Source organism: Brevundimonas sp. EU05-FHT14B11 (genome assembly GCF_058790835.1).
In genome coordinates this window covers 40666-57747 of the sequence record NZ_JBYTCY010000004.1, presented here as the reverse complement: position 1 = coordinate 57747, position 17082 = coordinate 40666, and the positions used below count along the sequence as shown (strand labels likewise).

The 17082-nt window shown below is 68.7% G+C and carries 17 protein-coding genes; 8 read left to right on the top strand and 9 right to left on the bottom strand.

What is annotated here, in order from left to right:
• The first annotated feature begins 358 nt into the window (after nucleotides 1–358).
• Nucleotides 359–1258: an SDR family NAD(P)-dependent oxidoreductase gene (locus AC3WRV_RS16800; RefSeq protein WP_492314142.1), complete on the top strand. Its 900-nt coding sequence runs from the start codon at nucleotides 359–361 to the stop codon at nucleotides 1256–1258.
• Between the two features lie 233 nt (nucleotides 1259–1491).
• Entirely contained in the window at nucleotides 1492–2697 is a 1206-nt protein-coding gene (locus tag AC3WRV_RS16795; RefSeq protein WP_492314141.1) for an acetyl-CoA C-acyltransferase, read from the top strand.
• Between the two features lie 33 nt (nucleotides 2698–2730).
• Here AC3WRV_RS16795 and AC3WRV_RS16790 read toward each other — a convergent pair whose 3' ends face one another.
• Complete coding sequence (locus AC3WRV_RS16790; protein WP_492314140.1) at nucleotides 2731–3462, bottom strand: helix-turn-helix transcriptional regulator; 732 nt, start codon at nucleotides 3460–3462, stop codon at nucleotides 2731–2733.
• 212 nt (nucleotides 3463–3674) lie between these two features.
• On the opposite strand from AC3WRV_RS16790, the gene AC3WRV_RS16785 reads away from it, so the two are divergent.
• The gene (locus tag AC3WRV_RS16785) at nucleotides 3675–4289 is read left to right on the top strand and encodes a glutathione S-transferase family protein (RefSeq protein ID WP_291838448.1); all 615 of its coding nucleotides are present in this window, start codon (nucleotides 3675–3677) and stop codon (nucleotides 4287–4289) included.
• Between the two features lie 4 nt (nucleotides 4290–4293).
• Here the strand turns inward: AC3WRV_RS16785 and AC3WRV_RS16780 are convergent, their stop codons facing one another.
• The 4 genes from AC3WRV_RS16780 to AC3WRV_RS16765 all read right to left on the bottom strand — a co-directional run bounded on the left by AC3WRV_RS16780 (nucleotide 4294) and on the right by AC3WRV_RS16765 (nucleotide 9495).
• Complete coding sequence (locus tag AC3WRV_RS16780; RefSeq protein WP_492314139.1) at nucleotides 4294–5739, bottom strand: alpha,alpha-trehalose-phosphate synthase (UDP-forming); 1446 nt, start codon at nucleotides 5737–5739, stop codon at nucleotides 4294–4296.
• A 6-nt stretch (nucleotides 5740–5745) separates the two neighbouring features.
• Nucleotides 5746–7533 (bottom strand): glycoside hydrolase family 15 protein, encoded by a 1788-nt coding sequence (locus AC3WRV_RS16775; protein WP_492314138.1) that lies wholly within the window; start codon nucleotides 7531–7533, stop codon nucleotides 5746–5748.
• Entirely contained in the window at nucleotides 7530–8318 is a 789-nt protein-coding gene (gene otsB, locus AC3WRV_RS16770) for a trehalose-phosphatase (protein WP_291838456.1), read from the bottom strand. The genes AC3WRV_RS16775 and otsB overlap by 4 nt, the downstream gene beginning before the upstream one ends.
• 79 nt (nucleotides 8319–8397) lie before the next feature.
• Nucleotides 8398–9495 carry a serine hydrolase domain-containing protein gene (locus AC3WRV_RS16765; protein WP_492314137.1) on the bottom strand — a complete coding sequence of 366 codons (1098 nt, stop codon included), beginning with the start codon at nucleotides 9493–9495 and terminating at the stop codon, nucleotides 8398–8400.
• A 77-nt stretch (nucleotides 9496–9572) separates the two neighbouring features.
• On the opposite strand from AC3WRV_RS16765, the gene AC3WRV_RS16760 reads away from it, so the two are divergent.
• Nucleotides 9573–10562 carry a KpsF/GutQ family sugar-phosphate isomerase gene (locus AC3WRV_RS16760; protein ID WP_492314136.1) on the top strand — a complete coding sequence of 330 codons (990 nt, stop codon included), beginning with the start codon at nucleotides 9573–9575 and terminating at the stop codon, nucleotides 10560–10562.
• Here the strand turns inward: AC3WRV_RS16760 and AC3WRV_RS16755 are convergent.
• Together AC3WRV_RS16755 and AC3WRV_RS16750 are read right to left on the bottom strand one after the other, a co-directional pair.
• The gene (locus tag AC3WRV_RS16755; RefSeq protein ID WP_492314135.1) at nucleotides 10559–11128 is read right to left on the bottom strand and encodes a CAP domain-containing protein; all 570 of its coding nucleotides are present in this window, start codon (nucleotides 11126–11128) and stop codon (nucleotides 10559–10561) included. The genes AC3WRV_RS16760 and AC3WRV_RS16755 overlap by 4 nt on opposite strands.
• A gap of 57 nt (nucleotides 11129–11185) precedes the next feature.
• Nucleotides 11186–11749, bottom strand: coding sequence for a hemerythrin domain-containing protein (locus AC3WRV_RS16750; RefSeq protein ID WP_492314134.1), 564 nt, complete (start codon nucleotides 11747–11749; stop codon nucleotides 11186–11188).
• Between the two features lie 172 nt (nucleotides 11750–11921).
• Here AC3WRV_RS16750 and AC3WRV_RS16745 point away from each other — a divergent pair, with 172 nt between their 5' ends.
• The 4 genes from AC3WRV_RS16745 (at nucleotide 11922) to AC3WRV_RS16730 (ending at nucleotide 16245) form a co-directional block, all read left to right on the top strand.
• Complete coding sequence (locus AC3WRV_RS16745; RefSeq protein WP_492314133.1) at nucleotides 11922–12299, top strand: VOC family protein; 378 nt, start codon at nucleotides 11922–11924, stop codon at nucleotides 12297–12299.
• A gap of 158 nt (nucleotides 12300–12457) precedes the next feature.
• Nucleotides 12458–13663: an acetyl-CoA C-acetyltransferase gene (locus AC3WRV_RS16740; RefSeq protein ID WP_492314132.1), complete on the top strand. Its 1206-nt coding sequence runs from the start codon at nucleotides 12458–12460 to the stop codon at nucleotides 13661–13663.
• A 16-nt stretch (nucleotides 13664–13679) separates the two neighbouring features.
• A complete protein-coding gene (locus AC3WRV_RS16735; RefSeq protein WP_492314131.1) occupies nucleotides 13680–15851 on the top strand; it encodes a 3-hydroxyacyl-CoA dehydrogenase NAD-binding domain-containing protein in 2172 nt (723 codons plus the stop codon).
• A 1-nt stretch (nucleotide 15852) separates the two neighbouring features.
• Nucleotides 15853–16245 (top strand): hypothetical protein, encoded by a 393-nt coding sequence (locus AC3WRV_RS16730; RefSeq protein WP_492314130.1) that lies wholly within the window; start codon nucleotides 15853–15855, stop codon nucleotides 16243–16245.
• Nucleotides 16246–16253: 8 nt separating this feature from the next.
• On the opposite strand, the gene AC3WRV_RS16725 is transcribed toward AC3WRV_RS16730, so the two are convergent.
• Both AC3WRV_RS16725 and AC3WRV_RS16720 read right to left on the bottom strand, forming a co-directional pair.
• Nucleotides 16254–16685 (bottom strand): DUF488 domain-containing protein, encoded by a 432-nt coding sequence (locus AC3WRV_RS16725; protein ID WP_291837801.1) that lies wholly within the window; start codon nucleotides 16683–16685, stop codon nucleotides 16254–16256.
• Entirely contained in the window at nucleotides 16682–17032 is a 351-nt protein-coding gene (locus AC3WRV_RS16720; RefSeq protein WP_492314129.1) for a hypothetical protein, read from the bottom strand. The genes AC3WRV_RS16725 and AC3WRV_RS16720 overlap by 4 nt, the downstream gene beginning before the upstream one ends.
• Nucleotides 17033–17082: the final 50 nt, after the last annotated feature.

The window sequence follows — 17082 nt, the reverse complement described above, 5'->3', positions numbered from 1 at the left end:
AATTGCGGACCGGCGTTTTGCGACACCAGTTCCAGGTCGTCGATGGTGTGGTACCCGGCGTCGATCGCCCCGTACCAACCATTCGGCTCGGCCGCCGCAGCGCCGGCTGCGAACAGCCCCGCCATCGCGACGCCGGCGAGAAGTTTCACCTTCATCATATCCCTCACTCAAGGTTTGCCCGATATCCCCACGCTTACACGGGGGGCTCCCGGCACCTAACCACAATGTACGGTTCCGGTTCCGCAATCTGGCTCTCAATGCGGCGACTGTGGCGCCGTTTCAACACAATGGGCGGGGTTTCCCTGATTGAAACGCCTGCTAGGAGAATACTCACCACAGGGAGAATGTTCGAATGACGATGAGTTTTGAGGGTCGCGTGGCCATCGTGACCGGCGCCGGGGGTGGTTTGGGGCGCGAACACGCCCTCGCGCTCGCCAAACGCGGCGCAAAAGTGGTCGTCAACGATCTGGGCGGGGCCCGCGACGGCTCGGGCAGCTCGGCCACCGCCGCCGAGGCCGTGGTCGCCGAAATCGAAGCCCTGGGCGGTGAAGCCATCGCCAACGCCGCCTCCGTCACCGACTACGCCGCGGTCGAGGCCATGGTCGCCGCCACCATGGCGAAATGGGGCCGCGTCGACATCCTGGTGAACAACGCCGGCGTCCTGCGCGACAAGAGCTTCGCCAAGATGGAGATCGCCGACTTCCAGTTCGTCATGGACGTGCACCTGATGGGCGCGGTGAACTGCACCAAGGCGGTGTGGGAGATCATGCGGACCCAGAATTACGGCCGCATCGTCATGACCACCTCGTCCTCGGGCCTGTACGGCAATTTCGGCCAGGCCAACTACGGCGCCGCCAAGATGGCCTTGGTCGGCTTCATGCAGACCCTGTCGATCGAGGGCGCCAAGAACGGCATCCGGGTCAACAGCCTGGCCCCCACCGCCCACACCCGCATGACCGAGGACCTGGGCGCCGCCCTGCCGCTGGAGGCCCTGGGACCCGAGCTGGTCTCGCCGGGCCTGCTCTATCTGGTCAGCGAGAACGCGCCGACCCGCTGCATCCTGGCGGCCGGCGCCGGCGGCTTCGAGCGCGCCTACATCACCCTGACCCAGGGCGTCCGCATCGTCGGCGAGGACGCGCCCGAACAGATCGAGGCCCGCTTCGCCGAGATTTCGGACCGCGCCGGCGAGATCGTCCCTGAGATGGGCGCCGCCCAGGGCATCATCGAACTGACCAAGGCGCAGGAGGCCCACTCTTAAGAGAGCGCGCTTTCGGCGCGGCGCCTACGTTCGGCTCGCGGAGCCTCACTGCTTGAGGCGCAGGGAGGTTTCGGGGCCGGACAGGATTGCGTTGACGCCACGGCACGCGCCTAGACTATTCACCAGTCGCTGAACCGGCCGACAGAAGCCGGGGGCAGTCCAGAGGAAATCGCGCTCAAGCAGCGAGGCCCCGCGGGCCGAGCGGTAGCGCACTTACAAAGAGAGATACTCAGATGTCCCGCGAAGCCGTCATCGTCTCCACCGCCCGCACCCCCATCGGCCGCGCCTACCGCGGGGCCTTCAACGACACCCAGGCCCAGCAGCTCGGCGCCCACGCCGTGAAGCACGCCGTCGCCCGCGCCGGCGTCGAGCCGGCCGAGATCGAGGACGTGGTCATGGGCGCGGCCCTGCAGCAGGGCTCGACCGGCACCAACGTGGCCCGCCAGATCGCCCTGGCCGCCGGCCTGCCCTCCTCCGTCCCCGGCATGAGCCTGGACCGCCAGTGCGCCTCGGGCCTTATGGGCATCGCCACGGCGGCCAAGCAGGTCATCTTCGATCAGCAGAAGATGGCGGTCGGCGGCGGCCTGGAGAGCATTTCGCTGGTCCAGAACCAGTACATGAACCTGTACCGCGGCAAGGACGAGGACCTGCTGAAGCTGGCGCCGCATATGTATATGTCGATGCTGGAGACGGCCGAGGTCGTGGCCCGCCGCTACAACATCGATCGCGACCGGCAGGACGAGTACGCCCTGCAGTCGCAGCAGCGCACCGCCCAGGCCCAGGCTGAAGGCCGGTTCGACGCCGAGATCGTGCCGATGACCACCACCATGCTGGTCACGGACAAGGCCACCGGCGAGACCTCGAAGAAGGAGATCACCCTCTCCAAGGACGAGGGCAACCGCGCCGATACGACGCTGGAAGGCCTGAAGTCGCTCAAGACCGTGTTCGGCTCGGGCGAGGAGATCCAGCAGGGCGAGTTCATCACCGCCGGCAACGCCAGCCAGCTGTCGGACGGGGCCTCGGCCTGCGTGATCATGGAGGCCGGCGAGGCGGTGAAGCGCGGCCTGCAGCCGCTGGGCGCCTATCGCGGCATGGCCGTCGCCGGCTGCGAGCCGGACGAGATGGGCATCGGCCCGGTCTACGCCGTGCCCAAGCTGCTGAAGCGCCACGGCCTGACCATGGACGACATCGGCATCTGGGAGCTGAACGAGGCCTTCGCCGTCCAGGTCCTGTACTGCCGCGACACCCTGGGCATTCCGAACGAGCTGCTGAACGTCTCGGGCGGCGCCATCTCGATCGGCCACCCCTACGGCATGTCGGGCGCCCGGATGACCGGCCACGTCCTGATCGAAGGCAAGCGCCGCGGGGCCAAGTACGGCGTCGTGACCATGTGCATCGGCGGCGGCATGGGCGCTGCCGGCCTGTTCGAAATCTACTGAGATGCGGCCGTTCCTCCCCCTCAGGGGGAGGAACTACCCGTGCGGATCGGGCTTACCGGCGGCGATCCAGGCCGCCCGGTCGGCTTCCATCTTGGCGCTCCAGCGGGCGCGCAGCACGGCGGGCCGTCCAGGATAACGCTCTTCCAGGAACTCGGCCGACACCACCCGGTCCGTGCGGAAGGTGCGGAAGTCGTCGCGCGTTTCGCACCAGCCGACCAGCAAGCGCGTCGTCTCGCGATAGCCGATCAGGAAGGGCCAGATGGTGCGCGTGGTCTCGCGCCCCTGCTCATCGGCGTAATGCAGGGCCAGCTTGCGGCCCGCGTGAATCCACATCCGCACCTGCGCCATGTCCAGCGCGTCCGTCTTGCGTTCCCTGGTCCACACGGGCGGGCCGGCGACGGCGGGCTCCAGCACCACGGGCCGCAGGCGTTCCGGCACGGTGGCGGCGATCTTGGCGATCAGGTCGCGCGCGGCCCGGGCCAGCGCCGGGTCGCCCCGGCCGGCCACCCACTGCGCGCCCAGCACCGCCGCCTCGATCTCATCGGAGGTCAGCATCAGGGGCGGCATGTCGAAGCCGCCCTCCAGCACATAGCCCAGCCCGGCCTCGCCCCGGATCGGCACCCGCTGGCCCATCAGGGTGGCGATGTCGCGATAGATCGACCGCTTGGACGTCTCCAGCTCGGCGGCGATCGCGTCGGCCGTGACCGGCTTGGACGAGCGCCGCAGCACCTGGATGATCTGGAAGAGGCGGTCGGCGCGTCTCAAGATGTTCTGCCCTATCACTCGCGACGCGGTCGCTCGCTGCTTGAGGGCAGGATGGCGAACGGCTGCTGACAGCATGCTGGCAGCAGGGTGGCAGTAGTCAATGGACTGCCGGCGACGAGGGGTCGTCGGGCGCAGGGCCCAGGTCGCGAATTGTCATCCCCACGAAAGGGAGGACGCGTAGCGAGCATCGCCCGCCACAATGGAGAGACACGATGCTGACCCTGTTTCACGCGCCCTGGTCCCGTTCGGGCCGCATCGTCTGGCTGATGGAGGAGATCGGCGCACCCTGCGAGATCGAATACGTCGACATCATCCGCGCCCAGACCGCCTCGGGCCGCCGCGACCCGGCCAACCTGCATCCGGACGGCAAGGTTCCGGCCCTGCTGCATGACGGCGCCCTGGTCACCGAATCGGCCGCCATCGCGCTGTATCTGACCGACCTCTTCCCCGCCGCCGATCTCGGCGCGCCGGTCGGATCGCCGGAGCGGGCCGCCTACGTCACCTGGCTGGCGTGGACGGCGGGCGAGATGGAGCCTGCCTACTGGGCCCGGATCAGCGGCCAGACGGAGACCGATCCGGTCGCCAAGGCCCGCTACGATCAGGTCAACGCCCGCATCCTGACCGCGCTGGAGCATGGCCCCTATCTGATGGGCCACCGGTTCACGGCGGTGGATGTCATGGTCGGCTCGGCCATGGCCTGGGGCCGCGAGTTCGCCCCCAAGAGCGAGCTGATGGACCGCTGGCTGGCCCGCATCACGGACCGTCCGGCCAATCTGCTGGCGACGGCCAAGGACGGCACGCCGCCGGTGATGGCAGAGGTCGCCTGACCGATCAGGCGGCGTGGGCGGCGCCGCTTCCGTCGTCCCCCATGCCGCCGCCCTCGTCCCCGGTCGTTCGCACGACCGCCTGCAGCGAGGCCACGAAGTCGTCGCGCCAGACGCCCACGTCGGTGTCGCGCACGACCTGCATCAGCGCCTGCCACTTCCGTTTGCGCTCCTCCAGCGGCATGTCCAGCGCCCGCTTGATGGCGTCGGACAGCTCCTCGCGGCTGAACGGATTGACCAGCAGGGCCTCGCCCATCTGCTCGGCGGCCCCGGCGAAGCGCGACAACACCAGCACGCCCGGATCCTCCGGATTCTGGGCCGCGACATATTCCTTGGCCACCAGGTTCATGCCGTCGCGCAGCGGCGTCACCAGCCCGACCCGCGCGGCGCGGTAGATGCCCGCCAGCTGGTCGCGGCGATAGGTGCGGTTCAGGTAACGGATCGGCTGCCAGTCCATGTCGGCGAACTCGCCGTTGATCCGTCCGGCCAGGCCTTCCAGCCGTCCGCGGATGTCCTGGTAGGTGTCCACGTCGTCCCGGCTGATCGGAGTGACCTGAAGAAGGAAGACATCGCCCCGCTTGTCGGCGTTGTCCTTCAGGAACTGCTCATAGCCCAGCAGCCGCTCCTCCAGCCCCTTGGAATAGTCCAGCCGATCCACCCCGACCATCATCGAGCGGAAGGCCGACGACGCCGCCATCCGGTCGTAGGTCCGGCGGCCGAAGGCCGAGTTGCGCGCCTTCAGGAAGCCGTCCACGTCGATGCCGATGGGGAAGACGCCGGTCTGGACCGTCTTGTCGAAAGCCTCCAGCGCGTCGTTCGGCAGCAGCCTGCCGTTCACGCTGGGCTCGGAGGCGACGTAGTCACGGAACAGGTCCAGCCACTCGCGGGTCTGGAAGCCGAGCAGGTCATAGTCGAACATCGACTCCACCAGCCGCCGGTGATGCGGCAGGGTCACCAGCAGCTGCCGCGCGGGCCAGGGCGTGTGCAGGAAGAAGCCGATGCGGTTCCTGATGCCCAGCCGGCGCAGGTCCCGGGCCATCGGGATCATGTGGTAGTCGTGGATCCAGATGATGTCGTCCGGCTGGATCAGCGGCGCCAGCACCTCGGCGAACCTGGCGTTGGTCCGCTCATAGCCTTCGCCGTACGACCGCTCGTAGGCCGCCAGGTCGGTGCGGTGATGGAACAGCGGCCACAGCGTCTTGTTGGCGTAGCCGTTGTAGTATTCGTCGACGTCCTGGGCCTCCAGATCGACCAGGGCGACCGTCACCCCGGCGCGATCCTCGATCTGCAGCTCGCCAGTGAAGTGCTCGACGGTCTCGCCCGACCAGCCGAACCACAGGCCGTCGTATTTCTTGAGCGCCGCCGACAGCGCCATGGCCAGCCCGCCCGCCGAGCCCGCGGCGGGGTCCTTGGGGGCCGAGACCCGGTTGGAGACGACGATCAACCTACTCATGGAAACTCACCGGACATCCGTCCACGACCGGCTCAGCAGCACGGCGCAGTTGATGATGCCCACCAGCGAATAGGTCTGCGGGTAGTTCCCCCACAGCTCGTCATCACCAAGAGAAATGTCCTCGCTCAGCAGGCCCGCATGGGTCCGGCGGCTCAGCATCTGTTCGAAGATCTCGCGCGCCTCCTCGGTGCGGCCGTTCTGGTGCAGGGCCTCGATGAACCAGAAGGTGCAGAAGTTGAACGCCGTCTCCGGCTCGCCGAAATCGTCCGGCTCGACATAGCGGAACAGGTAGGGGCCCTTCTTCAGGTCCCGCTCGATGGCGTCGAAGGTCGCCACCTGCCGAGGATCGCGGGCGTCGAGGAAGCCGAGGTCGGTCATCTGGAGCAGGGAGGCGTCCAGCTCGCGGTTGCCGAAGCTGGCGGCGAACCGGCCCTCATCCGGCAGGAAGGCCTCCTTCTCGATCCGGGCGCGGATCTGGTCGGCCCGCGCGCGCCAGACCTCGGTCCGGGAGGTCAGCCCCAGATGGTCCGCCGCCTTGGCCAGACGGTCGCAGGCCGCCCAGCACATGACCGAGGAATAGGTATGGACCCGGGCGATGGTCCGGAATTCCCACAGGCCGGCGTCGACCTGGTCGTGCATGGCGAAGGCCCGCTCGCCGACCTTCTCCAGCGCGTGGAAGTCGTCGATGGTGCCGGGGCGCAGCAGGCGCTGGTCGTAGAAGGCCTGGACCAGCGGCAGGACGATCTGTCCGTACACGTCATGCTGCAGGTGTTCGCGCGCCTGGTTGCCGACGCGGACCGGCTTCATGCCGCGATAGCCGGCGACGGTCTCGGTGATCCGTTCGTCGATGTCTTCTTCCAGGCCGACACCATAGACCGGCTGCACATGGCCGCCGCCCGAGGCGTCGACCAGGTTGCGCAGATAGCCGAGGTAGTTCTCCAGCAGGTCGACCGCGCCCAGACGGTTCAGCGCCCGTACGACGTAATAGGCGTCGCGGATCCAGCAGTACCGGTAATCCCAGTTGCGTCCGCTCTCCGGGAACTCGGGCACCGAGGTGGTCAGGGCCGCGACGATGGCTCCCGTTTCCTCATAGGCGCAGAGCTTCAGCGTGATCGCCGCCCGGATCACCGCCTCCTGCCAGTCCAGCGGCAGGTAGAGCTTGCGCACCCAGTCCTGCCAGTAGGCGATGGTGCGATCCAGCGCCGCCGAGACGCCCGGTCCGACATCCTGGTCGTAGCCCTCGTCCGGCCCCAGGAAGAAGGCGTGGGCCTTCTCCAGCCGGAAGGTCCGCTCGTTCATCACATGCGACACCGGGCAGTCGGTCGTCAGCCGCAGGATGACGTCCGTGCACAGATAGCGGATGTGGTTGGAGCCGCTGGTGCGTTCGGCCGGCCGCGCGCCCCAGTCCGCCGAGGGCCGCAGCCGCACGCGGATGCGGGGCGATCCCTCCAGGGGCCGCACGATCCGGGCGAAGGCCAGCGGGCGATAGGTGCGGCTGTGCTTGGGATGGCGCGGGGCGAAGTCGAGAATCTCGACCATGGCCCCGTCCGCGCTGGTCAGCACGGTCCGCAGCACAGGGGTGTTGCGAATATAGGCCTGGCTGATGTGCTTCAGCCCCTCCAGCTCGATGTCCCAGAACCCGTGCTGAGGGTCATTGCCGTCCATCAGCGCCGAGAAGACGGGGTCGCCGTCCACCCGGGGGGCGCAGGCCCAGACGAAGCGGCCGCGCCGGTCGATCAGGGCGCTGATCGAACAGTTGCCGATGGGGGCCAGGTCCAGGTCGGGTTGGGTCATGCCTCCACCTCGAGCTGCTCCAGCCAGTCCAGCACGGCGTCCACCCCGGACAGGCCGTGGCGGGCGGCGGTCTCGCGCGGCGGTCCGACCAGGACGCCGAAGCCGCCCAGTTCGCTCGCCGCCCGGAAGCCGTCCTCGTCGGTCAGGTCGTCGCCCAGCATGACCGGAACCGCCCCGGCGAAGGGCGCCTCGGCCATGAAGGCCTTCAACGCCGTGCCCTTGCTGGCTCCGGGCGTCTTCAGCTCGATGACCATATTGCCGGGCTGCAGCGTCAGTCCGGTCTCGGCCGCCAGGCGGCGGGTCAGGGCCTCGGCGTCCCCCGCCGTCTCGGGCGCGCCGCGATAGTGCAGGCCGGCGGCCACGGCCTTGTCCTCGACCACCACCCCGGGGCGGTTGCGGGCGAACTCCTCGAAGGCCCGCACCGCGCCGCGCACGGCCTCCGAGGCCTCGGCGCGCAGGAAGGCGCCGTCGGCGCGGCGGCGTTCCAGCCCGTGCACGCCGGAGGCCGAAGCCATGCTGGAATCGGAGATTCGGTCGATCTCGGCGATGGTCCGACCGCTGATGATCGCGACCCGTCCACCCAGCCGGGGCGTCAGCGCCTGCAGCACGGCGGTGCGCCGGGCATCCGGGACCACGGCGTCGGGCGTCGGCGCCAGCTCGGCCAGCACGCCGTCCAGATCGAGGAAGAGGGCCGGTCGGCTCAGGCGCGCGGGCGGCGCAGGCAAACGCGGAATGGCGTCGACCGCCGCGGTGTCGGCGTCGAGAGTCAGGTCGGACGTGCCCATGGCCGTCCTAACGCGTCAGGCCCCACGGGTTTCCCTCAGCTTGGCCTTTTGTTTCGCAGATGCAGCAAACGACGGCGGCTTAGGGCGTTTCGGAATTCCCGGCGCGCAGGATGATCGGCTGGATCGAATCCACGAAGGTCCGCGTCCAGGTGTTCTCGGGCGTGCCGTTGGTCAGGTAGACGATGATGTAGTGGTCGCTCAGGTCCTCGCCGCGGAACAGCAGCCGCACGCGCACCTTGACGCTCCCGTCGTGGCCGACCTCGCGATAGTCGCCGCTCTCGCCATAGTCCCAGCCCGAGGCGAAGCCGGTTCCGCCGTTCGGCAGGGGGTAGGGCCGCCATAGCCGCGCCAGCGTCTCTTGCCGGGCGAACCGCCCCTGGGCCACCGCGGTCAGGAACCGTCCCAGGTCATCCGCCGTGGTGTAGAGCTCGGCGTGGGAGACGCTGTAGTCGCGCCACTGGATGGGCCGATCCGGAACGAGCCGCCCGTCCTCGCCGTGATAGGGGCTGACCAGCCGGTCGCGGGGCGCCTTCTCCACGCCCAGATAGACGTCCTTCAGCCCGAGCGGCTCGACGATGCGGCTGCGGACGATGTCCCGGTAGGACATGCCGTACACCGCCTCCAGAACGGCCTGCAGCACGACATAGTTGGTCTGGTTGTACCGGGCCTGCGTGCCCGTCGGGAAATCGAACGGCCGCTCGCCCATCACGCGGAACATCTCGTCGCGGGTCGACGGGAAGACCGTCGTATCATCGGCGCCCGAGACGAAGTCGGGCAGGCCCGAGACATGGCTGAGCAGCTGGTCCACCTGCACCTCGCGCCAGGCTGCGGGCAGGGTCGGCACATACCGGGCGGCCGGAGCTTTCAGGTCCAGCCGTCCCTTGTCGGCCAGTTCCAGGATCAGGGTGCTCGCGAACAGCTTGCTCACCGAGTAGACGCCGTAGACGTCGTCCGGGCGCACGGCCCGTCCGGCCTCGACATCCGCCAGGCCGATCTGGTTGCGGTACAGCACCTCGCCGTTGTGCAGGACCAGCACCGACTGCGCCGGGGGGCCGTACCGTTCGGCGTTGGCCCGCAATTGGGCGTCCAGCGCGGCGCTGAAGTCCGAGCTCGCCGCGGGTCCGCCGCACGCCGAAAGGAACAGGCACAGGCCGGCCGCCAGATGCGCGAACTTCATGCTTTCCCCACCTGCGAACTGGAGCCCGGTCCTCGCCGGTTTGAGCAAGAGGCCGTTCCTTGTAAAGGCTTTCGTCCATGACCGAACCCACCCTGTCCGCCGATCCCGCCGTTATGGTCGCCCGCGCCCGCGAGGTGATCGAGATGAACATCGCGGCCCTGCAGCAGCTGGAGGCCGCCATCGACGACAGCCTGGCCAGGGCGGTCGAGATCATCCTGTCGCGGCCCGGCTATCTGGTGGTCACCGGCATGGGCAAGTCGGGCCACATCGGCGGCAAGATCGCCGCCACCCTGGCCTCCACCGGGACCAACGCCTTCTTCGTCCATCCGGCCGAGATGAGCCACGGCGACCTGGGCATGCTGCGCAAGGATGTGACGCTGCTGGCCATCTCCAACTCGGGCGAGAGCCGCGAACTGCGCGATCCGCTGATCTACTGCCAGCGCGAGGGCATTCCGGTCATCGGCATCACCCAGCGCCCCAACAGCTTCCTGGGCCGCTCCTCGGCCGTCTGCCTGACCCTGCCCAATGCGCCCGAGGCGCATCCGGACGGTCTGGCCCCTACGACCTCGACCCTGATGACCCTGGCGATGGGCGACGCCCTGGCCATGGTCCTGACCGAGCGGCGCGGCTTCACGGCCGAGGACTTCGGCCTGCACCACCCGGGCGGCAAGCTGGGCATGAGCCTGCAGAGCGTGCGCGACTGGATGGGGGACCGTCCGCCGGCGCCGGCCACAGTGCCCCTGACCGCGACCTTCGCCGAGGTCGTCTCGGCCATCACGGAAGGGCGCAAGGGCGCCGCCGCCGTGGTCAACGCCGACGGGACCCTGGCCGGGATCGTCACCGACGGCGACGTGCGCCGGGCCTTCGCGCGCGGCGACCTGTCGGGCCTGACCGCCGCCGACGTCATGAGCGCTCGGCCCAAGGTCATCGATCCCAGCGCGCGCATGAGCGACGCCATCGACCTGATGACCCAGAACAAGATCGCCACCCTGCTGATCGTCGAGGACGAGCGCCCCCTGGCCATCGTCCACATCGCCGAGCTGATGCAAGCGGGCTACGTCGGCTAGTAGGCCCGCATGCCGTCGATGTTGCCCGGCGGAGAATAGCGGCAGTTCAGCACCGACCGGTCGCCGCGGCGGACGACGGCGCAGCCCACGTGGGTCGTGCCGCTCCACACCAGCTGGGTGTAGTGGCCGACGGCGGTCCAGTCGCCGGTGCGGCTGACGGCGGGGAAGGCGCCGTGGCGGTATTGCGCCTTCTCGGCGATCCACTCCCCGACCATCTCTTCCGGCGTCCAGCGGCGATTGCCCCAGCCGGTCCACAGGTTCTCGCCGTGGCCGTGCTGGGCCGGGTCGTGCGCGAAATCGCCGGTGTCGATCAGGTGCTGGGCCCAGGCCCGCGCCTCGCGCTCCAGCCCCTCGTCCCAGATCAGCGCCGGCGCCCCGACCCGCGCCCGCTCGGCGTTGTGGGCCCGCAGCACCCGCACCTCGATCGCATCCGAGGGCAGTGCGTCCCGCGGCGGCCGGATCGGCCGCACGGTGCGCGGGCCGTCGCCCGGATCGGACGGGGCGGCGCAGCCCGGCGTGACGAGCAGGACGCTCAAGGCGAAGGACAGGCAGGCGAGACGGCGCATCGGATCTCCGGATCGGTCGGACCGGATCAAAGCGTACGCCGCCCGTTCGCGTTCCGCCTAGCGCTCAAGCGGGACGCCTTGTCCGTCCATCGGCTCGTCGGTCAGGGCGCTCGCAACATCGTCCCCTTCCATGGTGCGCGTCTCAGCAGGCTTGCCGGCCTGGAACTCCTCCATCGCCGTCGCCTTGCGGGCGCGCATGCGGTCGGCCAGGTCGTCCATGTCCAAGCCGGCGTCGCGGGCCTGGCTGAACATGCCTTCAACGCGCTGCTCCTCCTCCTTGACGTGGTGCTCGATCATCTCGGACAGCACCTTCACCTTGGCGTCGTAGAAGTCCTCCGCCGGGCTGCCCGCCTCGATCTCGTTGATCAGGGTCTTGGCCGCGTCATGCTCGACGTAGCTCTCATCCAGCAGATCGTCCTCGATCCGACCGCGACAGGCCGGATAGAAGATCTCCTCCTCGATAGCGGTGTGGACCTTCAGCTCCAGACAGGCCTGTTCGGCCAGCGCCTGCTTGCGGTCGCGGCTGGTCGCCTTTTCGAACGCCTCGAAGATTCCTTCCACCTTGCGGTGGTCGGCCTTCAGCATCGCGATCGCGTCCATCTCTTCATAGGTCTGGGCCATGGGGGTTCCTCCTGGGCAATGGCTTCGAGCCCGGAAAGCCGCGTTCGCCGCGCCGTTCCAAAGGCCAAGCTAGCTGAGAGTCGTTCGCTCGAATTCAGCCCTTTGGGCGTCCGGTCGCTGACACAACGGCCCGTTTCGCGCGTTTGAAAGCGGACACAGGAGATCGCCCGCCATGCTCGACCACATCGGCCTCGACGTCGCCGACATCGCCGCCTCCCGCGCCTTCTATGAGAAAGCGCTCGCCCCGCTCGGCTACGCGGTGGTGCACGAGATCGCCGAGGACGGGACCACCGTCGTCATGTTCGGCGTCGACGGCGAGATCGATTTCGTCATCGCTGACAAGGACCGCCCGGGCGAGGCCAACCACATCGCCTTCCGCGCCGCGACCCGCGTTCAGGTCGACGCCTTCCACGCCGCGGCGCTGGCGGCGGGGGGCCGCGACAACGGCGCGCCGGGCGTGCGTCCCCACTACGGCGCGACCTACTACGCCGCCTTCGTCCTCGACCCCGACGGCTTCAACGTCGAGGCCGTCTGCCACGCGGCGGAGTGACGCCGCCCACATCCCCTTGCGGACGCCTTCACGGTTGTTACTTGACGTTGACGTAAACGTACGCTTTCTGCTGCCCAAGTTTCAATTCCGCACCCTCCCCTCAAGCAGCGAGGCGCCGCGCGCCGAGCGTTAGGGGACCCAAGAAAGAGACCTCCTCCATGGCCGACGCCTACATCTACGACGCCGTGCGCACCCCGCGCGGCAAGGGCAAGAAGGACGGATCGCTTCACGAGATCACCGCCCTGTCGCTGGCCACCCAGGTGCTGGAAGCCCTGCGCGACCGCAACGGCCTGGACACCTCCAAGGTCGACGACGTGATCCTGGGCTGCGTCTCGCCGGTGGGCGAACAGGGCGCGGACATCGCCCGCACCGCCGTGCTGAACGCCGGCTGGGCCCAGACCACGGCGGGCGTCCAGATCAACCGCTTCTGCGCCTCGGGCCTGGAAGCGGTGAACATGGCCGCGGCCAAGGTGAAGTCCGGCGAGGCCGACTTCGCCGTCGGCGGCGGCGTCGAGGCCATGAGCCGCGTGCCGATGGGTTCGGACGGCGGCGCCTGGCCGGTCGATCCGTCCTCGGCCTTCCCGACCTGGTTCGTCCCGCAGGGCGTCTCGGCCGACATGATCGCCTCCAAATGGGGCTTCAGCCGAGACGACGTGGACGCCTACTCCGTGGAAAGCCACAAGCGTTCGGCCAGAAGCTGGGCCGAGGGCCGGTTCAAGGGCTCGGTCGTGCCGGTCAAGGACCAGCTGGGCCTTATCCGTCTGGACCATGACGAGACCATCCGCCCCAACACCGACATGCAGACCCTGGGCGCGCTGAACCCGTCCTTCGCCATGATGGGCGAGATGGCCTTCGACGCCGTGATCAACCAGCGCTACCCCGAGGTCGCGCGGGTCAACCACGTCCACACCCCGGGCAACTCCTCGGGCATCGTCGACGGTTCGGCCGGCGTGCTGATCGGCTCGCTGGAAGCCGGCAAGGCCCTGGGCCTGAAGCCGCGCGCCAAGATCCGCGGCGCCGCCTCGATCGGCTCGGAGCCCTCGATCATGCTGACCGGCCCGGAGTTCGTGGCCAACAAGCTGCTGGGCAAGCTGGGCATGTCCAAGTCGGACATCGACCTGTGGGAGCTGAACGAGGCCTTCGCCGCCGTCGTCCTGCGCTTCATGCAGGCGCTCGACATCCCGCATGACCAGATCAACGTCTGCGGCGGGGCCATCGCCATGGGCCATCCGCTCGGCGCCACCGGCGCCATGATCACCGGCGTGGTGCTGGACGAGCTGGAGCGCTCGAACAAGGAAACCGCCCTGATCACCCTGTGCATCGGCGGCGGCATGGGCACCGCCACCGTCATCGAACGCGTCTGATCCGGAGATCATGAACATGGAAAACTTCAAGATCGACGTCGACGCCGACGGCATCGCCCTGATCACCTTCGACGTCCCGGGACGCTCGATGAACACCCTCACCTCGGGCGTGATGCAGGAGATCCCCGAGTGGGTCGAACGCATCAAGACCGACGACGCCATCAAGGGCGCGGTCCTGACCTCGGGCAAGGCCTCCGGCTTCTGCGCCGGCGCCGACCTGGGCGACATGGCCGGCGGCATGCTGGCCGGCGGTTCGCTGCAGGAAGCCTATGACGCAGGCTGGAAACTGAACGGCGCCCTGCGCGCGCTGGAGACCTGCGGCAAGCCGGTGGCCGCGGCCATCAACGGCCTGGCGCTGGGCGGCGGTCTGGAACTCACCCTCGCCTGCCACTACCGGGTCGTGGGCGACAGCTCGAAGATCCAGCTGGGCCTGCCCGAGATCAAGGTCGGCCTGTTCCCGGGCGGCGGCGGCACCCAGCGCCTGACGCGCCTGATCGGCGTGCAGGCGGCCATGATGGCCATGACCGAGGGCAAGTCCTTCCGCCCGAACGACGCCAAGGGTGCCGGCTTCGTGCATGAGGTCGTTCCCGTCGGGACCGAGGTCGAGGCCGCCAAGGCCTGGATCAAGGGCGGCAAGGCCGTCCAGCCGTGGGACGACAAGTCCTTCAAACTGCCCGGCGGCGGCCCCTACCACCCGGTCGGGGTGCAGAACTTCATCGTCGGCAACGCGATGATCCGCAAGCAGACCTACGGCAACTATCCGGCCGCCACCAACCTGATGAAGGCCGTCTATGAGGGCGTTCAGGTCCCGATGGACGCGGCCCTGCGCATCGAGACCCGCTACTTCATCAAGACCCTGATGACGCCGCAGGCCCAGGCCATGATCCGCTCGCTGTTCCTGTCCAAGCAGGAACTGGACAAGGGCGCCGTCCGCCCCGCGGGCGTGCCCAAGTCGGACCCGAAGAAGGTCACCGTCCTGGGCGCCGGCATGATGGGCGCGGGCATCGCCTATGTGCAGGCCCTGGCCGGCATCGAGACCATCCTGATCGACCAGACCCAGGAAGCCGCCGACAAGGGCAAGGCCCACGTCGAGGAGCTGCTGAAGAAGCGCCTGTCGCGCGGCCAGATCGACCAGGCCAAGTTCGACGCCCTGCTCGGCTCGGTCACCGCCACCACCGACTACGACCTGATCAAGGGATCGGACCTGGTCATCGAGGCCGTGTTCGAGAACCGCGAGATCAAGGCCGAGGTGACCAAGCGCGCCGAGGCCAAGCTGGCCCCGGGCGCCATCTTCGGCTCCAACACCTCGACCCTGCCGATCACCGGCCTGGCGGAAGCCTCTGTCCGTCCCGAGGACTTCATCGGCATCCACTTCTTCTCGCCCGTCGACAAGATGATGCTGGTCGAGATCATCCTGGGCGAGAAGACCGGCGAGGCGGCCATCGCCAAGTCGCTGGACTACATCCTGAAGATCAAGAAGACCCCGATCGTCGTCAACGACGGCCGCGGCTTCTACACCTCGCGCTGCTTCGCCACCTACGTCGCCGAAGGTCTGGCGATGCTGGAGGAGGGCTACGCCCCGGCCCTGATCGACAACCTGGGCCGCATGACCGGCATGCCGCGCGGCCCGCTGGAAATGCACGACGACGTCGCGCTGGACCTGTCGGTCAAGGTCGCCAAGCAGACCGCGCTGGACCTGGGCGACAAGTATGTGCCCCTGCCGGGCTCCGAGATCGTGCGCGTGATGGTCGAGGACCTGGGCCGCTACGGCCGCAAGAACGGCAAGGGCTTCTACGACTACGAAACCAAGCCCAAGACCCTGTGGGCCGGCCTGTCGGACCTGGCCCCGGTGAAGATCAACGACTCGACGCCCGAGCTGATCGAGGACCAGAAGCAGCGCCTGCTGTACCGGCAGGCGGTCGAGGTCGCGAAATGCTGGGACGAGGGCGTCATCGACGACCCGCGCGAGGCCGACGTCGGCGCCATCCTGGCCTGGGGCTTCGCGCCCTGGACCGGCGGCCCGATCACCTTCATCGACCAGACCGGCCTGAAGGCCTTCGTGGCCAAGGCGGACGAGTACGCCGAACGCTACGGCGACCGCTTCAAGGTCCCGCAGTTCGTGCGCGACATGGCCGCCAAGGGTGAGACCTTCTATGGAAACTTCGAAGGCAAGAAGGCGGCGGCCTGACATGGAAGGGATGGCGGTCAATGCGGGTTTCGCGGCGGCCGCTGTCCTCTCCCTGATCACCTTCGCCGTGCATACCTTCGTGGGCGGGCGGTTCGCCGCCCGTCCGCTGCTGGACGCCCACGACTTCGACAAGGCCAGCCGCTGGCTGAACTACATGACCTGGCACATGGTCACGGTGCTGCTGCTGGTCATGGCGCTCGGCTACGGCGTCGCCGCCGTTCGTCCGGGCTCGGCGGATGTGGCGATCCTGCTGACGCTGGTCGCCGTCATCCTGTCCCCGCTTTCCATCTGGGTCGCGATGAAGGGCGGGATCGCGCCCTGGCGCTTCCCCTCGTCCTGGCTGTTCGCCCTGATCGCCATCGCGGCGGGATGGGGCCTGTTCGCGGCCCACTGAAGCGGGCCCTAGAGGTTCACCACCTCGAACCCGTCCTCGCCGGCCAGTCGCTCAGCCAGGACCGCGCGATGACACCCGGCGTGGTCGGCCTCGAAGCACAGCAGCGCGGTCCGCTTCTCCGACGCCAGCGCGCGCAGCTGCTGGAACGCCGCCTCTGACGCGGGTTCGGCCATATGACCCGCGAAGATTTCCCGCATCTCGCCGATCCGACCCTTCTTCGCCGCCTCGCGCCCGGCCTTGGGCGTGCCCAGCGGACGCAGGTGGACGTAGTCGATCCCGGCCTCGCCCAGGCTGTTCCCCAGCACCGTCTTGGAGAAGCCGGCGCGGCGCGAGGCCGCGACCGCGCGCACATCGACCAGCACCTCGACGCCCGCGGCCTTGAGCCGGTCGATCACCGCCGCCTGCGGTTCGCCTTCATAGCCGATGGTGAAGAGCTTCATCCCGGGCTGACCCGCGCCATTCCCGGGACGGCCCCGGCGCTGATCGCCTCGTCCACGCACGAGCCCAGCTCGGAGTCGTGGCGCGCCCGGTCCTGCGTCCTGCGCTCGGCCAGCGTCCGTTCGAGCGCGGCTCTTTGTTCCGGCGTCAGGGTTCCGGCCTCGCCCGACGCAGGCGTCCGCTCCTCCCACCAGTCGCGGATGAACCAGCTGGGGCCGGCGACCCGCCCCGTCTCCCGCACGGCCTCGGCGATCATCACGTTCACATGGGCCAGGCAGAGTTCGGCCCTGACCGGCTCGGCCGGCGCCGTCTGGAACACTCCGGCGAACACGAGGATGAGCGGCGTCATGGCGTAGGTCCCTCGAACGATCGAAGTGTCGAGCTTGACGGGGCGGACGC